At 56.2% G+C, this 18,999-nt stretch carries 10 protein-coding genes; all 10 read right to left on the minus strand.

The features are described 5' to 3' along the window. Positions 1-22 precede the first annotated feature (22 nt). Positions 23-1,399, minus strand: coding sequence for a tRNA 5-hydroxyuridine modification protein YegQ (gene yegQ, locus RAC60_RS08360; protein ID WP_033740520.1), 1,377 nt, complete (start codon positions 1,397-1,399; stop codon positions 23-25). Between the two features lie 116 nt (positions 1,400-1,515). Further along, positions 1,516-2,223 (minus strand): two-component system response regulator BaeR, encoded by a 708-nt coding sequence (gene baeR / locus RAC60_RS08365; protein WP_033740518.1) that lies wholly within the window; start codon positions 2,221-2,223, stop codon positions 1,516-1,518. 6 nt (positions 2,224-2,229) lie between these two features. Further along, complete coding sequence (gene baeS / locus RAC60_RS08370; RefSeq protein ID WP_006119887.1) at positions 2,230-3,618, minus strand: two-component system sensor histidine kinase BaeS; 1,389 nt, start codon at positions 3,616-3,618, stop codon at positions 2,230-2,232. Further along, positions 3,615-5,015, minus strand: a complete 1,401-nt coding sequence (gene mdtD, locus RAC60_RS08375) for a multidrug transporter subunit MdtD (protein WP_375093314.1) — start codon at positions 5,013-5,015, stop codon at positions 3,615-3,617. The genes baeS and mdtD overlap by 4 nt, the downstream gene beginning before the upstream one ends. A 12-nt stretch (positions 5,016-5,027) precedes the next feature. Next, positions 5,028-8,105, minus strand: coding sequence for a multidrug efflux RND transporter permease subunit MdtC (gene mdtC, locus RAC60_RS08380; protein WP_205950525.1), 3,078 nt, complete (start codon positions 8,103-8,105; stop codon positions 5,028-5,030). Next, entirely contained in the window at positions 8,102-11,224 is a 3,123-nt protein-coding gene (locus RAC60_RS08385; RefSeq protein ID WP_375093316.1) for an MdtB/MuxB family multidrug efflux RND transporter permease subunit, read from the minus strand. The genes mdtC and RAC60_RS08385 overlap by 4 nt, the downstream gene beginning before the upstream one ends. After that, positions 11,224-12,453 (minus strand): MdtA/MuxA family multidrug efflux RND transporter periplasmic adaptor subunit, encoded by a 1,230-nt coding sequence (locus tag RAC60_RS08390; protein ID WP_375093318.1) that lies wholly within the window; start codon positions 12,451-12,453, stop codon positions 11,224-11,226. The genes RAC60_RS08385 and RAC60_RS08390 overlap by 1 nt, the downstream gene beginning before the upstream one ends. Positions 12,454-13,351: 898 nt before the next feature. Continuing rightward, the gene (gene yegD / locus RAC60_RS08395; protein WP_039338137.1) at positions 13,352-14,704 is read right to left on the minus strand and encodes a molecular chaperone; all 1,353 of its coding nucleotides are present in this window, start codon (positions 14,702-14,704) and stop codon (positions 13,352-13,354) included. A 75-nt stretch (positions 14,705-14,779) separates the two neighbouring features. Next, on the minus strand, positions 14,780-18,115 hold the full coding sequence (locus RAC60_RS08400; protein WP_110268224.1) for a diguanylate cyclase: 3,336 nt from the start codon (positions 18,113-18,115) through the stop codon (positions 14,780-14,782). 167 nt (positions 18,116-18,282) lie between these two features. Then, positions 18,283-18,894, minus strand: coding sequence for a phosphatase PAP2 family protein (locus tag RAC60_RS08405; RefSeq protein ID WP_006119881.1), 612 nt, complete (start codon positions 18,892-18,894; stop codon positions 18,283-18,285). Between the last annotated feature and the right edge of the window lie 105 nt (positions 18,895-18,999).

The raw sequence follows: 18,999 nt of genomic DNA on the forward strand, positions 1-18,999 counted from the left end.
TTCTTGCTTTTGTCAAATTTTGTCAGGCCGTGGCGTGAGCGGCATGCGGATCCTGAGTGTTCTGGCCTGGCGCAAAGTTACGCAGCAGCAAGGCAAACCGCAGATCTACCTCCGGCGGCACTTTCATCCAGACGCGATGCCCGTCTCCCGGGGCCACCTCTGTCGGTTCTCCACGGCTGTTTTGCAGGGCATCAAGGGTGCAGATCAGGTTACCGGACGGCGTCATGATCTCCAGGCTGTCATGCAGAACAAATTTATTCTTTACCCGTACTTCCGCCCAGCCCTCGCGCTGTTCACCGCTAAACTCCCCGACGAACTGCTGGCGCTCTGAGACAGAGTAGCCGGTCTGGTAATTCTGGTAGCTGTCGTGGGTGTGACGACGCAAAAAACCTTCGGTATAGCCGCGATGCGCCAGGCCTTCCAGGGTTTCCAGCAGGGCAGAATCAAACGGTTTACCTGCCGCCGCATCGTCAATGGCTTTGCGATAAACCTGTGCGGTGCGGGCGCAGTAATAATAGGATTTGGTGCGACCTTCGATTTTCAGCGAGTGAACGCCCATCTGGCTCAGGCGCTCGACGTGCGCCACGGCACGCAGATCTTTCGAGTTCATGATGTAGGTGCCGTGTTCATCTTCAAAGGCGCTCATCATTTCGCCGGGTTTCATTTTCTCCTCCAGCAAAAACACCTTGTCGCTGGGTTGCCCAATGCCCAATGTAGGCGTCACGTCCTGTACGCTGACCGGCTGATGAATTTCAACAATGTTGCCGACGTCATCTTGTCTGGCTTCCTGCAACTGATATTCCCAGCGGCAGGCGTTGGTGCAGGTTCCCTGGTTAGGATCGCGTTTATTCATGTAGCCCGACAGCAGACAGCGCCCGGAGTACGCCATACACAGTGCGCCGTGCACAAATACTTCCAGCTCCATGTCCGGCACCTGCTCGCGAATATCGGCGATCTCCTCCAGCGACAGCTCGCGGGATAAAATCACCCGACTTAAGCCCATTTGCTGCCAGAATTTCACCGTTGCCCAGTTTACGGCGTTAGCCTGCACAGATAAGTGGATGGGCATGGCCGGAAACGCCTCGCGCACCAGCATGATCAGGCCAGGATCGGACATGATTAACGCGTCGGGCTGCATCTCAATTACCGGCGTTAAATCGCGAATAAAGGTTTTCAGCTTGGCGTTATGCGGGGCGATGTTCACCACCACATAAAACTTTTTACCCAGCGCGTGGGCTTCGTTAATGCCTTTCGCCAGGTTTTCATGGCTGAATTCGTTATTGCGTACCCGTAGGCTGTAGCGCGGCTGGCCGGCATAGACGGCATCGGCCCCATAGGCAAACGCGTAACGCATGTTTTTCAGCGTTCCGGCGGGGGAAAGTAATTCGGGTTTCATGATGTGCTCACTGATGTCAGGTCAGCATGTCGCCTGGGCGACATGTGCAGGGGGAAACCCTGCAAAAGGTGCGGAATTGTAGGCAGGGTGAAAACGGAAGTAAATTGATCTGGGTCAATCTAAATCAACTGGCAGACATCGGCTTCCCAGCGATAGCCCATGCCATATACCGCGCGGATAAAGGGTTGTTCGCTGTCCAGGCTTTCCAGTTTTCTGCGCAGGTTCTTGATATGGCTGTCAATGGTTCGGTCGGTGACAACCCGGTAATCGTCGTAGAGATGGTTTAACAACTGTTCACGGGAGAAGACTTTTCCCGGTTCAAGGGACAGCGTTTTCAGCAGACGAAATTCAGCGGGCGTTAAATCCAGCGGCTCATCACGCCAGCTGGCCTGAAAGCGGCTTTCATGAACTTTCAGCAAAGACGCGACGGGCGCTTCTTCGGGAGATCGCTTCACCCGGCGCAAAATGGTTTTGACCCGCGCTACCACTTCGCGTGGGCTGAATGGCTTGCAGATATAGTCATCCGCACCAATCTCCAGGCCCAGCAGGCGATCGATTTCTTCCGTGCGCGCGGTCACCATAATAATCGGCAAGTCGGAATCACGGCGAATCTCACGGCACAGCGTCAGCCCATCTTTCCCCGGCAGCATCAAATCCAGCAGGATAAGATCGGGCGGCGTCTGTTTAACGTAGTCCAGTACCGCGTTGCCGTGCGCCAGATGATGCGTGCGATAGTTAGAGGCCTCAAGGTAATCAATCATCAGCTGTGCCAGCTTGGGTTCATCTTCAACCACAAGGATTAGCGGGTAAGTGTTTTCCTGGTTCATAATCTTCTAAACGGGAGGAACATAACGCAATTGTAGCGCGATTTTCAGCCCACCTAAATCCGCATGCGAGGCGCTGATGCTGCCACCGTGGGCATCAACAATGTTTTTACAGATGGCCAGCCCCAGGCCAGAGCCGCCGCTGGCGCGATTGCGCGAACCTTCTGTGCGGAAAAAACGCTCAAATATTTGTGCCTGTTGATCGCCTTCCACGCCGGGCGCGCTGTCCTCTACGGTGACGTGCCAGTAGGGCGCGTCATACCAGAGCCGCACCCGGACTTCGCCGCCGGCATCGGTGTAACGCAGGCTGTTTTCCAGCAGGTTAATAAACAACTGCATCAGCCGGTCAGGATCGCCAAAAAACGGCGCGTCATCCGGCATGTCGAGCTTCAGGGTTAAATCATGGCTGCGGTAGCGCTCGGTAAAATTGCCTGCGCTGATCTCAATAAGCTGCACCAAATCGGTGGCCTGCTTGCGATAGGCCAGTGCGCCGACGTCAGAGAGCGAAAGCTGGTGCAGATCATCCACCAGCTTGGTCAGCAGCGCCACTTCGCTTTGCAGAGAGGTAATCGCGTCTGGCGTGAGTTTACGTACACCATCCTGCATGGCTTCCAGCTCACCGCGCAAAATCGCCAGTGGCGTGCGCAGTTCATGCGAGATGTCGGCCATAAAGGCCCGACGCATACTTTCATTTTTCTCCAGCGAACTGGCCAGCAGGTTAAAGTCATGGGCCAGCTGGCCCAGTTCGTCCTGGCTGTCAACCTTAACCCGTGTGGCTAAGTTCCCCGCCGCCAGATGATGCGTACCGTCTACCAGTCTTTTCACCGGTGCCAGCAAGCCCCGCGCCATCAGCCAGGTGACCAGGGCGGCAAGCAGAGTAGAGAGGCCCACGATATACCAGCTGGTTCGTCGCTGCTGCTGATCAAAATTGATATCGGTGCTGCGCGTCAGGCGCTCTGGCGGCGAGCTGATGATCCAGCCCACGACTTTACCGTTACTGAGCGTAATATCGTGACGTATCCCTTCCGGGGGAACCTGTGAGCGCGGGCCGACCATCACTTTGTAGTGCTGATCGAGTACCCAGAACTGGGTGCGCCAGCCGTGAGGCGGTAACTGGTTACTGCTGTCCGGGTTTTGCTCCAGCGAGCGCAGCATCGAGAAGATCAGCCGGTCGTTATTACGCAGAAAATCCCAGTCGCCATGCTGTTCATACTGATCGGCCAGCGCCGCACCCAGCAAATTCAGCCGCTGTTCATTCCCGCGTTTAATATAGTCGACAAAGCCATGTTCAAAGCTGAGCCGGACGCCCCAGTGCATGGTAATCAGGACCAGCATGCAGGTGGAGAATATGGCCATGAATAATTTGGCACCGATGCCAAAATGCAGGAACGATCTCATTCACTTCTCCGACGTCGCAGATCGACGCTTTTACTCATCTCTTTCGGAACCCGCCAGAACACCAGCGCAGGCAGAATAATGATCAGCGCCATACAGAGATAAACACAGATAAACGCCTGATGGCTTAAACCCTGTTCCCCGGACGTTGCATGACCAAACGCGCCCAGCAGCAGGCCCGCCACGGTTACGCCAATACTCATTGAGAGCTGCATGATCATCGATAACAGGCTGTTGCCGCTGGAGGCCAGGTCATCGGGTAGATCCTTGAGCGTCAGCGTGTTCATCGAAGAGAAGCGAATCGCATTCACCATGCCTTGCAGAAACAGCACCAGCGGCAGCATGACTGTCCAGCCGAGCATCGCCACCAGTGGAAACAGCAAGACCACCAGCGCCAGGCCTATTGTTGAACCCACCAGCACGTTGCGATAGCCAAACAGGTTAACAATGCTGACAACCACACGCTTCATGCCCATATTGCCCAGCACCATGGCAATCATCATCAAGCCTGCATGAAACGGGCTGAAGCCCATGCCGATTTGCAAGAACAGCGGCGTCATAAAGGGCAACATGCCGCTGCCGATGCGGCCAGTCAGACTACCGAGTAAGCCAATAGAGAAAATGCGGTTGTCGAACAGCTTCAGGCTGAACAGCGCACTGTCGTTTTGGCGCGCATGCAGCAGATAAAACAGAAGAGAGCCGGTGCCGATGAGGATCATCGCGGCCAGTAACAAGGCAGAGCCGCCGCTACTGCGTTGACCGTCAAGCGCCAGCGTTAACGTAGCCATTCCGGCGGCCAGCAGGACAAACCCGACAAAATCAAAGCGTCGCGGCGGCATCGCGTAGTTCGGCAGTAACTTCAACGTGGCGACGGCACCGATGATGCCGACCGGGATGTTAATCAGGAAAATCCAGTGCCAGCTGGCATATTCCACCAGCACACCGCCCAGTGCGGGCCCCAGCAGCGGCCCAATCTGGCCGGGCAGGGTGACAAAGGTCATCGCAGACATATACTGGTCACGCGGTACAATGCGCATTACCGTCAGTCGTCCTACCGGCACCATCATGGCCCCGCCAATCCCCTGAATCACACGCGCCATGATAAGCTGATTCAGCGTGCCTGACAGGCCGCACAACAGCGATCCCACGCTGAACAGCACAATCGCGCTAAAAAAGATATTTCTCACGCCAAACCGGTCCGCCAGCCAGCCGCTCAGCGGCAGCGTCACCGCCACCGTGAGCACATAGGCCACAATCACCGAATGCATATGCAGTGGGCTCACGCCCAGATCGTGCGCCATGGACGGGATCGCCGTGTTGACGATGGTGGTGTCCAGCGTCTGCATAAAAAAACCAAAGGCAACAATCCACAACTGCCAGCGGAACGTGACGCTCTGCATGATATTTACCCCTTAATGCTGAGTGGCATTCATCCTCTGGGTGCGCGTTTTACGTCGCAGTTTGTCCATCATTAAGTACACCACCGGCGTGGTATACAGCGTGAGGAGCTGGCTCATGATCAAGCCGCCGGCAATGGTGATGCCCAACGGCTGACGCAGCTCGGCGCCGTCTCCGCTGGTCAGCACCAGCGGTAACGCGCCAAACAGGGCCGCCAGCGTGGTCATCAGGATAGGGCGGAAGCGTAACAGGCAGGCCTGGAAAATCGCCTCGCGGGCGCTCAGGTTGCCGTTGCGTTCTGCGTCAAGCGCAAAGTCGACCATCATGATGGCGTTCTTTTTTACTATCCCGATCAACAACAGAATCCCGATCAAGGCAATCAGGCTGAACGGCGTATCAAACAGCTCCAGCGCCAGCAGGGCACCGACGCCCGCAGACGGCAGCGTCGAAAGAATGGTCAACGGGTGCACATAGCTTTCGTAGAGAATCCCCAGCACGATATAAACTGCCGCAACCGCAGCCAGCATCAACCAGAGTTGACTGCTTTGCGATTGCTGGAACGCCTGTGCGGTGCCGGCAAAGCTGCCGCGCACGCTGGACGGTACGCCAAGCGCCGTCATAGTGCGATCGATCGCCTCGGATGCCTGGGACAGCGACACACCTTCTGGCAGGTTAAAGGAGAGGGTTGACGCGGCAGACAAGCCCTGATGATTAACCGACAGCGGCGCGTTGGCCGGTTGCCATTTGGCGAACCAGGAAAGCGGGATGGGTTTGCCGTCGCTGTTAATCACAAACATCTGATCCAGTGAACTGATGTCCTGGGTATAGCGCGGATCCACTTCCATGACGACCTTGTACTGGTTCAGCGGCTGATAGATGGTGGAAATCTGACGCTGACCAAACGCATCGTTGAGCAACGCATTCGCTTCGGAAACATTAATGCCCAGCCGCGCCATGCTGGCCCGGTCATACGTCAGGGCCATTTCGCTGCCCTGATCCTGCTGATCGGAGTTAACGTCGGCCAGTTCCGGCAGGGCGGTAAAGGCCTGACGAATTTTCGGTTCCCAGGTGCGCAGCGCAGCCAGATCGTCTGTTAACAGAGAATACTGATAGCTGGCGTTGGCTTCGCGACCGCCCACCCGGATATCCTGCACCGCATTAAGATACAGGTTGGCACCGGGCTCCTTTGCCAGCTTGGTACGCAGGCGGGCAATCACCGCCTGTGCATTATCTTTGCGTTCGGACAAGGGTTTCAGGGAGATAAACATCAGGCCCATATTGGTGCGCATGCCGCCGGTAAAGCCCACCACGCTTGAGACATCCGGATCGGCCCCCACGATTTTCATGAAGTCCTGCAACTTACCGCGCATCGCCTGAAACGAAATGCTTTGGTCGGCAGAAATAAAACCGGACAGGCGGCCGGTATCCTGCTCGGGCAAAAAGGTTTTAGGAATACTGATGAACAGCCACACCGTCAGGGCGACAGTGCCCACGAGCAACAGGATGACCCAGCGCGCATGGTTCAGCACGACGTTCAGAGAGCGGGCATAACCCTGTTGTACCGCCAGCAGCAGGCGGCCAATGCCCCGTCGCCGCGGCTGACTGCGCGGCGCATGGGGTTTCAGCAGGTAAGCACACATCATGGGCGTCAGCGTGATGGACACAAACAGCGAGATCAGAATAGCAACCGACAGGGTGATGGAAAACTCTGCGAAGAAGCGGCCAATCAGTCCGCCTGTCATCAGCAGCGGCAGGAAGACCGCGATCAGCGACAGGCTCATCGACAGCACCGTAAAGCCCACTTCACGCACGCCTTTGAGCGCGGCGGCCAGCGGTTTCATGCCCGATTCAACATGACGGGCAATGTTTTCCAGCACCACAATGGCATCGTCCACGACAAAGCCGGTGGCGATGGTCAGCGCCATCAACGACAGATTGTTCAGGCTAAAGCCGCACAAATACATGGCGGCAAAGGTGCCAATCAGCGAGACCGGCACGGCTGCCGCCGGAATCAGCGTGGCGCGACCTGAGCGCAGGAAAACAAACACCACCAGAATGACCAGGCCAACGGCGATAATAAGCGACTGCTCCACTTCTTCGAGCGACGCGCGGATGGTGGGTGAGCGATCCTGGGCAATCTGCAGATCGATCGCCGTCGGGATGATTTCGTGCAGTTCGGGCAGTTCAGCGCGAATACGATCAACCGTCTCAATCACGTTCGCATCCGCCGTTTTGCGAATCACCAGCAAAACGGCCGGTTTGCCCCGCGACATACCGGCGTTGCGCACATCCTGCACGGAGTCCTCAACGGTGGCGACATCGGACAACCGTACTGCCGCGCCGTTGTTGTATTGCACGATCAGCGGCTGGTATTCCCGGGCAGTTTGTAATGCATCGTTGGTCCGTAACTGCCAGCGCTGTTGCCCGTCTTCCAGCGCGCCCTGCGGACGGCGCTGGTTAGCGTTAGCGATGGTCTGACGCACCGCATCCAGCGACACGCCCTGATTAAATAACGCCTGCGGATTGAGCGCCACGCGCACTGCGGGCAGCGAGCTGCCGCCCACGGTGACATCGCCCACGCCATTAATCTGCGACAGCTTCTGTGCCAGCTGTGTCGACGCATAATCATAAAGCTGGGCTGGCGTGTACAGATCTGACGTCAGCGTCATAATCATGATCGGCGCGTCAGACGGGTTGGCTTTGCGGTAGGTCGGACGCGACGGCATGCCGGTAGGGAGCAGACTCTGCGCCGCGTTAATGGCCGCCTGCACATCACGTGCCGCGCCGTTAATATCACGATTAAAATCGAACACCATAATAATGCGGGTCGATCCCAGCGAACTGGTCGAGGTCATTTCACTGACGCCTGCAATTCGGCCCAGCGAGCGCTCCAGCGGCGTGGCGACCGAAGACGCCATCGTTTCGGGCGAGGCTCCTGGCAGGGACGCTGACACCATAATGACCGGAAAATCCACCTGCGGCAGCGGCGCCACCGGCAGCAGGCGGAAGCCCAGAATGCCCGCCAGCGCAATGGCCAGCGTCAGTAGCGTCGTGGCGACCGGACGATGAATAAACAAAGCAAAAAACTTCACGGCTGCGCCTCCGTCTGACCCAGGCGACGACGCAGGTTATGCGCCAGGCGGTCAAACAGCAGGTAGATTACCGGCGTGGTAAACAGCGTCAGAATCTGGCTCAGAATCAGGCCGCCGACCATGGCGATCCCCAGCGGCTGCCTCAGCTCTGCACCCACGCCAGTGCTGAGCATCAGCGGTAATGCACCCAGCAGGGCGGCCAGCGTCGTCATCAGAATCGGTCGGAAACGCAGCAGGCAGGCCTGATAAATCGCATCATAGGGCTTCATGCCCTGTTCACGTTCCGCCGCTAACGCGAAGTCGATCATCATAATGGCGTTCTTTTTCACAATACCAATGAGCAGAATGATGCCGATGATGGCAACAATATCCAGCTCATTCCCACTTATCATCAGCGCCAGCAGCGCACCGACGCCCGCCGTGGGCAACGTGGAGAGAATGGTGATGGGATGGATAAAGCTCTCATACAGCACGCCGAGCACGATATACATCGCCACGACTGCCGCCACAATCAGCCAGACGGTACTGGTCAGGGCAGCCTCGAAAGCCAGCGTGCTGCCCTGGAACTGCGTCATTACCTCTGAAGGCATCCCCAGTTCCGTCTCTGCCTGGTTGATCGCTTTGGTCGCATCTTCCAGCGAATAGCCCTTCGCCACATTGAAAGAGAATGTGGCGGAGGGGAACTGACTCAGGTGGTTAATCGTTAAAGGCGCATGGCGCTGGGCAATGCTGGCGATCGCGCTCAACGGCACGCTGCCACCGTCAGTGCTGTTCAGACGAATACTGTCCAGGCTTTGCAGGCCCGGCATGGTGCTGTTGTCCTGTTCCAGCACCACGCGGTACTGATTCGCCTGGGTATAAATCGTGGAGATCAGCCGCTGACCAAAGGCGTCATACAGCGCGTTATCTACGTCCGCCATGCTGATGCCCAGCCGGCTGGCACTGTCGCGGTCCACTTTGATATAGGCTTCCAGCCCCTGGTCCTGCCAGTCACTGCTGACGTCACGTAGCGCAGGGTGTTTCTGCAGGGCGTTAAGCAGGGCAGGGACCCAGGTGCTGAGCGAATCCAGCGAACCGGACTGCAGAGTAAACTGATACGGCGTACGGCTGGCCTGGGTATCAATTGTCAGGTCCTGCACCGCCTGCAACCACAAGGTGACGCCAGGAATTTTGCTGATCTGCGCTTGCAGCCGCTGCTGAATCTCCGGAATACGCTCGCTGCGCATATCCAGCGGTTTGAGGTTAATCTGCAACCGGGCACTGTTGAGTGACGGATTGGTGCCATCCACGCCCACGAATGAGGTCAGACTCTGCACAGCCGGATCTTTCATAATCACAGAGGCAACATCGCGTGTCCGCTCCGCCATACTGGCGTAGGATACCGACTGCGGTGCCTCCAGCGTTCCCTGGATAATGCCGTTGTCCTGCTGCGGAAAGAAACCTTTCGGAATGGCCATCCACAGCAAAACCGTCAGCAGCAACGTGCCGAGCGCCACGGACAGCGTCAGCCAGGGGTGATTCAGCACCCGGCGCAGCCCACGACCATAAACGGCAATGATGCGATCGAACATCGCTTCGCTGGCACGGGAAAAGCGGTTCTGCTTACGCAGTGACTCGGCGCTGAGCATGCGGGCACACATCATCGGCGTCAGGGTGAGCGAGACCACCGCTGAGATCAGAATTGCCACCGCCAGCGTCACCGCAAATTCGCGAAACAGGCGACCAATCACGTCGCCCATGAACAGCAGCGGAATCAATACCGCAATCAGTGAAAACGTTAACGAAATAATGGTAAAGCCAATTTCGCCTGCCCCTTTCAGGGCCGCTGTCATCGGCTTTTCCCCTTTTTCGATATAGCGCGAGATATTCTCAATCACCACGATGGCATCGTCCACCACAAAGCCTGTGGCGATGGTCAGCGCCATCAGCGTCAGATTATTGATGGAAAAGCCCAGGAAATACATTGCCGCAAAGGTGCCAATAAGCGACAGCGGAACAGCCACGGCCGGAATGATGGTCGCGGGCACATTACGCAAGAACAGGTAGATGATCATCACCACGAGCGCCATTGCCAGCATCAGCTCATGCTGCGTATCGGTGACGGACGCGCGGATATTGGTGGTGCGATCGGTGACCAGTTTGACATCGACGGATTTGGGCAGGCTGGCAATCAGCCCGGGCAGCATGGCGCGAATATTGTCGGCGGTTGCAATAATATTGGCACCCGGCTGGCGCTGCACATTCAGTACGATGGCGGGGTCACGGTTAGACCAGGCACCCAGCCAGCTGTTTTCGGCACCCTGTTCAATCGTAGCTACATCGGCCAGCCGCACTGGCGCGCCATTTTTATAACTGACGATCAGCTGGCGGTAATCCTCGACCGATTTCATCTGATCGTTGGCTGACAGCGTAACCGAGCGGGTCGGACCATCAAGACTGCCTTTCGCGGAATTTACGTTGGCGTTGGTGATCGCCGTACGCACCATTTCGCTGGTCAGGCCCATAGAGGCTAATGCCTGGGTGTTCATCTTAACGCGCACCGCGGGACGCTGGCCGCCGGTCAACGTGACCAGGCCAACGCCGGTCACCTGGGAAATTTTCTGCGCGACGCGTGTTTCCACCATGTCCTGTACCTGGGTTAAGGGCATGCTGGTGGTGGTGACGGCGAGCGTCATGATGGGCGGATCCGCCGGGTTAACTTTGCTGTAAACCGGCGGATTCGGCAAATCGCTGGGCAGCAGGTTAGAGGCAGAGTTAATCGCCGCCTGCACTTCCTGTTCTGCGACATCGAGCGGCAGCGAGAGCTGGAACTGCAGCGTCACCACCGAGGCGCCGCCAGAACTTTGCGAGGCCATCTGCTTAAGACCGGACATCTGACCGAACTGACGTTCAAGAGGCGCTGTAATCGACGACGTCACCACATCCGGACTGGCACCGGGATACAGGGTAACAACCTGAATGGTCGGATAGTCCACTTCGGGTAACGCTGACACCGGCAAAAAGCGGTAACCCAGAATCCCCGCCAGCAGAATAGCAATCATCAGTAACGTCGTCGCGACCGGGCGCAGAATAAACTGGCGTGACGGTCCTCCGCTGCGGTCAGGAGGCATAACCTGCATTACTCTGACTCTCCTTTGGATGGCAAGCTGGCGCGGCTCTGTTTAGTTGCACTGCTCTGTGCTGCAACCACTTCCACTTTTGCCCCCTCTGTCAGGCGGTCAAGGCCATCCGTTACCACGCGGTCGCCCGCGCTCAGTCCGGCATTGATGACCACTTTCTGACTGTCCTGGAAACCGGCGGTCACGGTTTTCTTACTCACCTTATCTTCGCTGTTAATCACCCAGACAAAGTGGCCTTCGTTGCCCATCTGTAACGCGGCTACCGGAATCACGACGGCATCCTGCAACGTATTCACCTTCAGCCGGGCGTTGACGAACTGATTAGGGAAAAGCAGGTCATCCTGATTATCAAAACGCGCTTTGATTTTTATGGTGCCTGTCGTGACGTCGATCTGGTTATCCAGGCTGAGCAGTGTTCCGCGCGCAATCAGGTGTTGATTGCTGCGGTCCCAGGCTTCCACCAGCAACGGTTCGCCACTTTTCTGCGCCTGCATGATCTGGCTGATATTGTTTTCGGCGACGCTAAAGACGACATCCACCGGATGCGTCTGAGTAATCACCACCAGACCATTGGTATCACCGCTGGTGATGTAGTTGCCAATATCAACCTGCTTCAGGCCGACGCGACCCGCAATCGGGGACGTAATTCGGCTGTAAGTCAGGTTCAGCTGTGCGCTGGCAACGCTGCCTTCGTCGGCCTTAATCGTGCCCAGGGTTTCACTGACCAGCGCGTTTTGCGTATCCAGATCCTGCTGGGATACCAGCGAGGTTTTCGCCAGCTTCTGGTAACGGGCTAAATCACGGCGGGCGTTCGCAAGCGTAGCCTGATCGCGCGCCAGCTGGCCTTGAGCCTGCATCAGGGCGACCTGATAGGGACGCGGATCGATCTCTGCCAGCAGATCGCCGGCTTTGACCTGGTGGCCTTCCGTGAAATGGATGGCCACCAGGTTACCATCTACCCGGCTGCGTACCGTGACGGTATTGGCTGCGGTCACCGTACCCAAACCGCTAAGGTATTGCGGCACACTTTCTGTTACAGCGCTGGCAGCCTGCACGGGCGCAAGCGGTTTATGTCCACCGTTGCCTCTTTTGCCGTGTTCTGACTGGCTGGATGTTTCGTTGCCTGCGGGTTGGGCTGGATGCTTCCACCAGTAGTAACCGCCTGCAGCAGCGGCAATAACCATCGCTAAAATCAGGCCTTTTTTCATTCCAGGATGTCGGTTGTTCATTGTTATTGTTGCTCTCCAGCGATATCGTTCCAGGACGCGGGCGTAAACGTTAGCCTGCAAACCACGAATTGTAGTCGTCCCTGCGGGTAAAAATTTGAAGGAATTAAGGATATCTGTCAGCGCACCGTAAGTATGTCGGTTTTTTGAAAAAACGGCGTTGGCAAAGAGTCAGATTTGATGTGAAACAAGGCGGACTACGCTGACCACAGCGCGCCGGATCATATCCTGCCTGATCAGGAAATACAGGATTAAAAACAACTTATCCTTCAGGAAGATGACACATTCATCACCCAGCGCTTTACGCAGCCGTGCGCAGCATGAAGAAGGTCAGCGTTTAACCTTACGTTATGCCTGCTGAGACATTGAGCGCTGAGCAAGGGGGCGCGGCGCAAAGAGGAATAAGCATCATCTTCGATACCGCCGGGTCCGTCAGTAACGTGCATTGCCGGACCGGGCGCTATCCTTAACGCGGCAGAACCGGCTGACGCATGGTGCCGCTTTAACCCCGCTCAAGATTAAAGGGCAGAAGGGCTTTTTTCTGAGGACAGGCACTGCATTCGTTTTGCCTTCAACGCAAAAGAAAGCACGGGCTCACTTACTCTGTCGCTTTACCCGTGCGCAAACTGACAAAGCCAGAAGGGGCATTTTCTGCGAGGTATTCCGCAGCGCTGAGCGACCTGAAGGCACCGCGTCAGCGGCGCGAGGACCGCCGAAGCCAAAGTGCCCCTTCTGGCGATCTCACCCGCCGACATCACAACAATGGGTTAGCATCCCAAAACAGCTCAGCCTGACGTCTTCGCGGTAAAGGCAAACGAAGGAAAGGGAGCCGAAGCCAAAATGCCCCTTCAGGCGATTTCACCCGCCGAGAGTGCTGCACTTTATTCGACTCCCCCCGCTGTCAGGCAAACATCACCTCAGCCCAGCGCGCCAGACCAGCAGTCACTGAGGCAAAGTCATCTCCGCCAGCAATCGGTGTACCTGGCAGGGCCTGCTGCAGCGCAGCGCGCAGCAGAGGCGAACGTGCACTACCGCCCGTCAGATAGATCACTTCCGGCTTAATATGACTGGTCGCCAGCGCCAGATGTACCTGTTCCAGGATCTTCTCCAGCGGCTGGCTGATCGCGTCCTGCAGGGTTGCCACGCTGATATCGGCCTGTAAATCCGCGCTGATAAAATCCAGTGCAGCGGCGAAGTCAGGGCGGTCGGAGAGGGCGATTTTGCTCTCTTCCGCAGTACGCACCAGACGATAGCTCAGCTTTTGTTGCCAGACTTTTAACAGGTGTGCCACGGCGGCAGGATTTTCGGCATCCCGTACCAGATCGCGCAACAGTTTGCCGCAGGCGGTACTGTAAAAATCGCTTTGTGCAGGCACATCGTTGATGGCGACGGCATTCCACCAGGGCAGGGCAGGTAAGGCCGTGCCTTTTTGTGTCTTCCCGCCCGCGCCCAGCAACGGCATCAACGCTTTAAACGCCAGCATAATATCCAGGTCATTACCGCCCACGCGGCAGCCACTATGGCCCAGCAGGCTTTCCCGCCGGTCTGACAGATGACGCCACTGCGGCCCCATCAACAGCATCGAACAGTCGGTGGTTCCCCCACCGATGTCCACGACCAGCACGCGGGTTTCTTTTTCGAGTGTGGCTTCAAAGTCCAGCCCCGCCGCGACCGGCTCAAACTGAAACTCCACCTCCCGAAAGCCCGCGCGTTTAGCGGCACGCAATAAGATGCCCTGGGCCTGCGCGTTGGCCTCTTCGCTGCCCAGTCCCTGAAAGTTCACCGGGCGGCCAATTACCGCCTGTTCAATTGACTGGTCAAGCTGTGCTTCGCCCTGCTGACGAATATGCAGCATCATGGCGCACACTAAATCTTCAAAGAAGGCGATCTGCTGGGGTTTTAACCCACTCGCGCCCAGGAAGGACTTCGGCGACTTCACGAACCAGACATCTTCCGGATCGACCATATAGTGCTGAAGCGCGGTCAGACCGAACTGCACGCTATCGGAGAGAACATCGATATCTTCTTCACGGTTATAGCGCAGCGCCCGTTGCAACAGCGCCGTGCTTTCCTGGTCCGGCGTGGCAACCTGATGATGGCGATAAAGCCATTCCGTAACGGCTTCACGTGTCGGGGAGCAGATCATCGATGGCAGCAGGCGTTGACCGTTCTCCAGCGTTAACAGTCGTGGTGTGCCTTTTTCGCTGACCGCAATCGAGCAGTTAGCCGTACCGTAATCGAATCCAATGAACATTTTTCGCCCCCAGGCAGGAAAAAGGGGGCGACTTTAGCGCAGCTGTAAAGGTGAGGCAAGCGGCGAGCGGCAGAATTAGCGAATCGCAAAAAGGTGATCTTCACTCAGTTTGCTGAGCGGCTGGCGCTCGGCAACCGCACTGCCCCAGACTCCGTCAACATCCAGGCTGGTAAGCGTGGTCAGAACGGCCGGCACGGAGACTGGGCCCGCAAGCAATATAATATTACGTTCATTGGTCTGGCTTTGAATAATGGAAATCAGCATTTCATCCATCAGATTGTTATGCAGGTTCGCCACCAACTCGGGTGCCAGAATCAGGCAGTCCACCACTTTACCGGTTAACTGATTAAACGCATCCAGGTTACGGCCAAACTGTTGCAGCACGATGCGACAGCCTGCCTGGCGCAGCTTCATCAGTGTGCCCAAAAGCTGCTCGCCGCCCGATAACACGCTGGCGGCATGCAGCGCGATACCGCTGTTACTGTTCGCCAGACCGGATTCTGCAAAACGGACACAAAGTTTCTCAACGAAAACCGGATTATAAAGCGCGTTAACATCCACGGGCAAAATTAAGGCAATGCCTTTTTGGCTCATAGCCGCAATGCGATGACGGAAAAAAGCCTCAACGATATTGTCTTCCAGCCGCTGTTTCAGCGCCGCGTCAGTCAGGTTGTTACGCAGCAGATGTTCATCCACCAGCAGTCCTTCCCGGGTAAACAACTGCACTTCAATCAACCAGACGCTGGCTGAGTGCGGCTTACCTGGCGGTGCGACAGCCCAGACCTGGAGTTCCACCTGCAACGCATCCAGGGTTGCCTGATCCAGCGAATGGTGGCTGCCGGTCAGGGCCAGCGGATGCTGTTCGTACACCATGTAGCGCCCGCGGCCGCTGCGTTTAGCGTTGTAACAGGCAATATCGGCCTGGGACAACACATCACTGCTTTGACAATTATTTGGTGAAATTTGTGTCATGCCTGCGCTGGCCCCAACCTGATAGGCCCGGCCCAGCCATTCAAAACAATAGTCGTTGACTGCACGCACGATACGCTGCACCACGTCACGGGCCTGGTCCACCAGACATTCAGGCATGAGCACGGCAAATTCATCCCCGCCAAGACGGGCGAGAAAGTCGGTGCTGCGCAGGTGGTGACGCATTAAATCGGAAAGTTCGCTCAGCAGTGCATCCCCGGCGGCGTGCCCGGCGCTGTCGTTAACCGCTTTGAATTTATCCAGGTCAATAAACACCAGTACATGCTGATGTTGATGTTCAGCGGCATCGGACAGCAGTCGCTTCAGTTGCAACTCAAAACTGGCGCGATTGGGCAGGCGGGTTAACGTATCGTGCAGCGCGCTGTAGCTCAATCGTTTCATGACCTTACGTGATTCACTCACATCCTGAATGACCATCACCGCGCCGCGTTCGGTTCCCGATTCCGATTTCAGCGGTGTTATCGTGTAATGGATATCAATATGCTCACCATTCAGGGTGTGAAGCACCCACTCTTCCGACAAATAGGGCGCAGTCTTTTCAGAATGCGTGGGGTTGATCATCAGATTTTCTACGGGCGCGCCGTGACGGCCATGGGTGATGTGAAGCAGTTCACTTACCGGTCTGCCGACCGCGGCTTCCTGTGACCAGCCAGTCATTTTTTCAGCCACCGGATTCATGAAAGTGACGCGCATGGCCTGATCCGTACTGATGACGGCCTCGCCGATGGAATCGAGCGTAATCATCATGCGCTCTTTTTCCTGAAACAGGGCTTCGTTCAGGTTACGCAGCGGCGTAATGTCCTGTGCAACGCCCAGTATGCGCTCGATCCGGCCTTCCTGACTGAGTAAACGATTCGCCTGAGAACGTATCCAGTAATGTCCTTCTTCGCGCATCACGCGATACTCCATTTGAAACGCGCTGCTTTCTTCAATGGCCTGCTGTATGGTCTGCACACAAAATGCGCGATCGTCGGGATGCACCAGTTTGATCCACAAGTCGAAGCTGGGCACTTCATCCGACTGCAAACCGAACAATGTGTACATGCGTTTATCCCACAGCATTTCTCCACTGTTCATGTTCCATTCCCACACGCCAATGCCGCCCGCTTCGTTGGCCAGCGTGATACGTTCCATTAATCGCTGGTTGACCAACTCGCTCTGTTTTAATTCAGAAATATTCACAATCTGCGCAATAAAATAGAGCGGTTGTTGTTCGCTGTCCCGTACCAGCGAAACCGTCAGCCGCACCCAGACGATTTCATGGTCCTTACGGAAGTAACGCTTCTCCAGCGTGAACGACAAAATCTCGCCAGCCAGCAGCTTATCCATTTTGCCATCGTCAATACCCAGGTCGTCAGGATGCGTAATCTGCTGGAAAGTCAGGTTCTTTAATTCGTACTCGGGATAACCCAGCGTGTCGCATAATGATTTATTCACCTGAAGCCAGCGGCCTTCGGGTGAAACCAGCGCCATGCCAATAGCGGAATACTCCATGGCGTTACGAAAACGCGTTTCGCTTTCACTGATATGGCGCGTTTCATGGCGGAACGCATCCATGACCAGCGACATAATATGGCAGGGGATTAAGACCATCAGAAACGGCAGCCAACTGACAATCATGGCGTAATTCGTCGTCGTAGGCGTGACGATTATCCAGTCTAAAGAAAGCAGCAGCGCCATAAAGCTGGCGTTGAGAAAGAACAGGACAAACGCCTCCACCTTGGGCAGCCGAACAGCGCACCAGAACAGCACGACCAAAATGAAGGTAAACGGCCAGGGCAAAAAACGCAGCGACAAATAGCTGGCAATCAGCGTCAGAACGAGGCTGAAAAGTGTTTCAAACAGCGAGGCGCGCCTGAGGTAACCCTTAGGCAAGGGCCAGGAGAGCAGCAGCAGAACCGGCCCAAGCGCGAGCATGCCGATGATTTCCGAAATCACCCATGTATAAAAGAAGGCGAAAGAGGCCTGTTGTCCAACCTGTAAAACCCACAGCGCCAGTACGCCACCAATCAGTGGCGAAATCACGCCGGTGGCAAAAACAAAGCGCAGCCAGTCGCGCAGCGACACCAGCGGTGCCTCGCGGTTAAGCAACGCGCGCAGCAGCATGCCACCGATGCCCGCCTGCAAAAGGTTCAACAGGGCAAATTTTAAATTTGAAAGCGCAGGACCGATGACAAACGCATTGGCTGCGGCGGTGCCAATCAGGCAGGCCGCAAGAAACAACGGCAACTGACGTGATGTGCAGCGAAACACCACCACGGTCATTAAGGCGGTGGAAAACCATAAAGGCGAGATCTTGCCGCTCACTACGATCAGTTCAAGGCAGAACAAGGTCAGGACGAACGAAACCAGGCCAAGCCCGCAGGCATGAAGCCACGAATTAGGTGATTTATCTGACGAAGCCAGCGCATCAACGATCATTTATCGATCCAGCAGGGTACAAGGTATTGACATGGCAGGTGACGAGATAGCCATCCTGATTGAAGAATGCTAGCACATTTGTTGGAGAAAAAAGGGGGGAAATCATTAAATTGCGTTATTTGACCGATTGACGGGCTCGTCTGTGAGGCGAGCCCGTCTCGCCTTATTCAACGAAAAAGGTCGGCACGGGTATAGGGTTTTTCCAGGCCCGCGAGGCGGGCTGAAAAGTGCTCAAGAAACTGCTGCGTGGTGGCGATGCGTCCATGTCCCAGCAGCAGCACCGGCACCAGCAATGCGGCGGCAATCTGCGGCCAGCTAAACCCTTTTAATGCGGTTTCGCGTTGTGAAAGCAAAAAAGCTGTGCTCAGTGTAAAGCCTAACAGCAGTCCGGTCAGGACTTCGCTGAGGGAATGGGCATGGATGACGAGGCGGGAAAACCCCACCATTAAGGGGATCATATAGCCCACGCCAATGGCGAAACCGCGCCACAGGCTCGGCCAGCGTCCGGATATCAGCCAGAGCATCACGGGCCACAGGGTGGCAGACATGGCGCTGTGGCCGCTAAATCCGGTGAAGTTAAAACGGGCACTGCCAATGCCAAAGCCCAGAAAGAGAATTTTTGACAGGCTGACAACCAGCCCCGCCAGGCCAAAGGCAAAAAGCCAGTACCATACGGTGCGCCGGTTATCACTTTTCCACGGCAAAATCAGTGCAATAATCACCGCCGTGGGAATTAATAACATACTGTCACCAAAATAGGTGAGGGTCTTCCAGAGCATAGTTTTCCTTTATTTTTTTCGGGCCCCAGGCCCTTTTTGTTCAGGTTTGTAAGACCTGATACGTGCTGTGCATCGTCATGCTGTCTGAGAGGGCTAGTTTATCGA

Origin of the sequence: Pantoea sp. BR_17 (assembly GCF_041955125.1) — a bacterium.
Taxonomy (GTDB): domain Bacteria; phylum Pseudomonadota; class Gammaproteobacteria; order Enterobacterales; family Enterobacteriaceae; genus Pantoea; species Pantoea stewartii.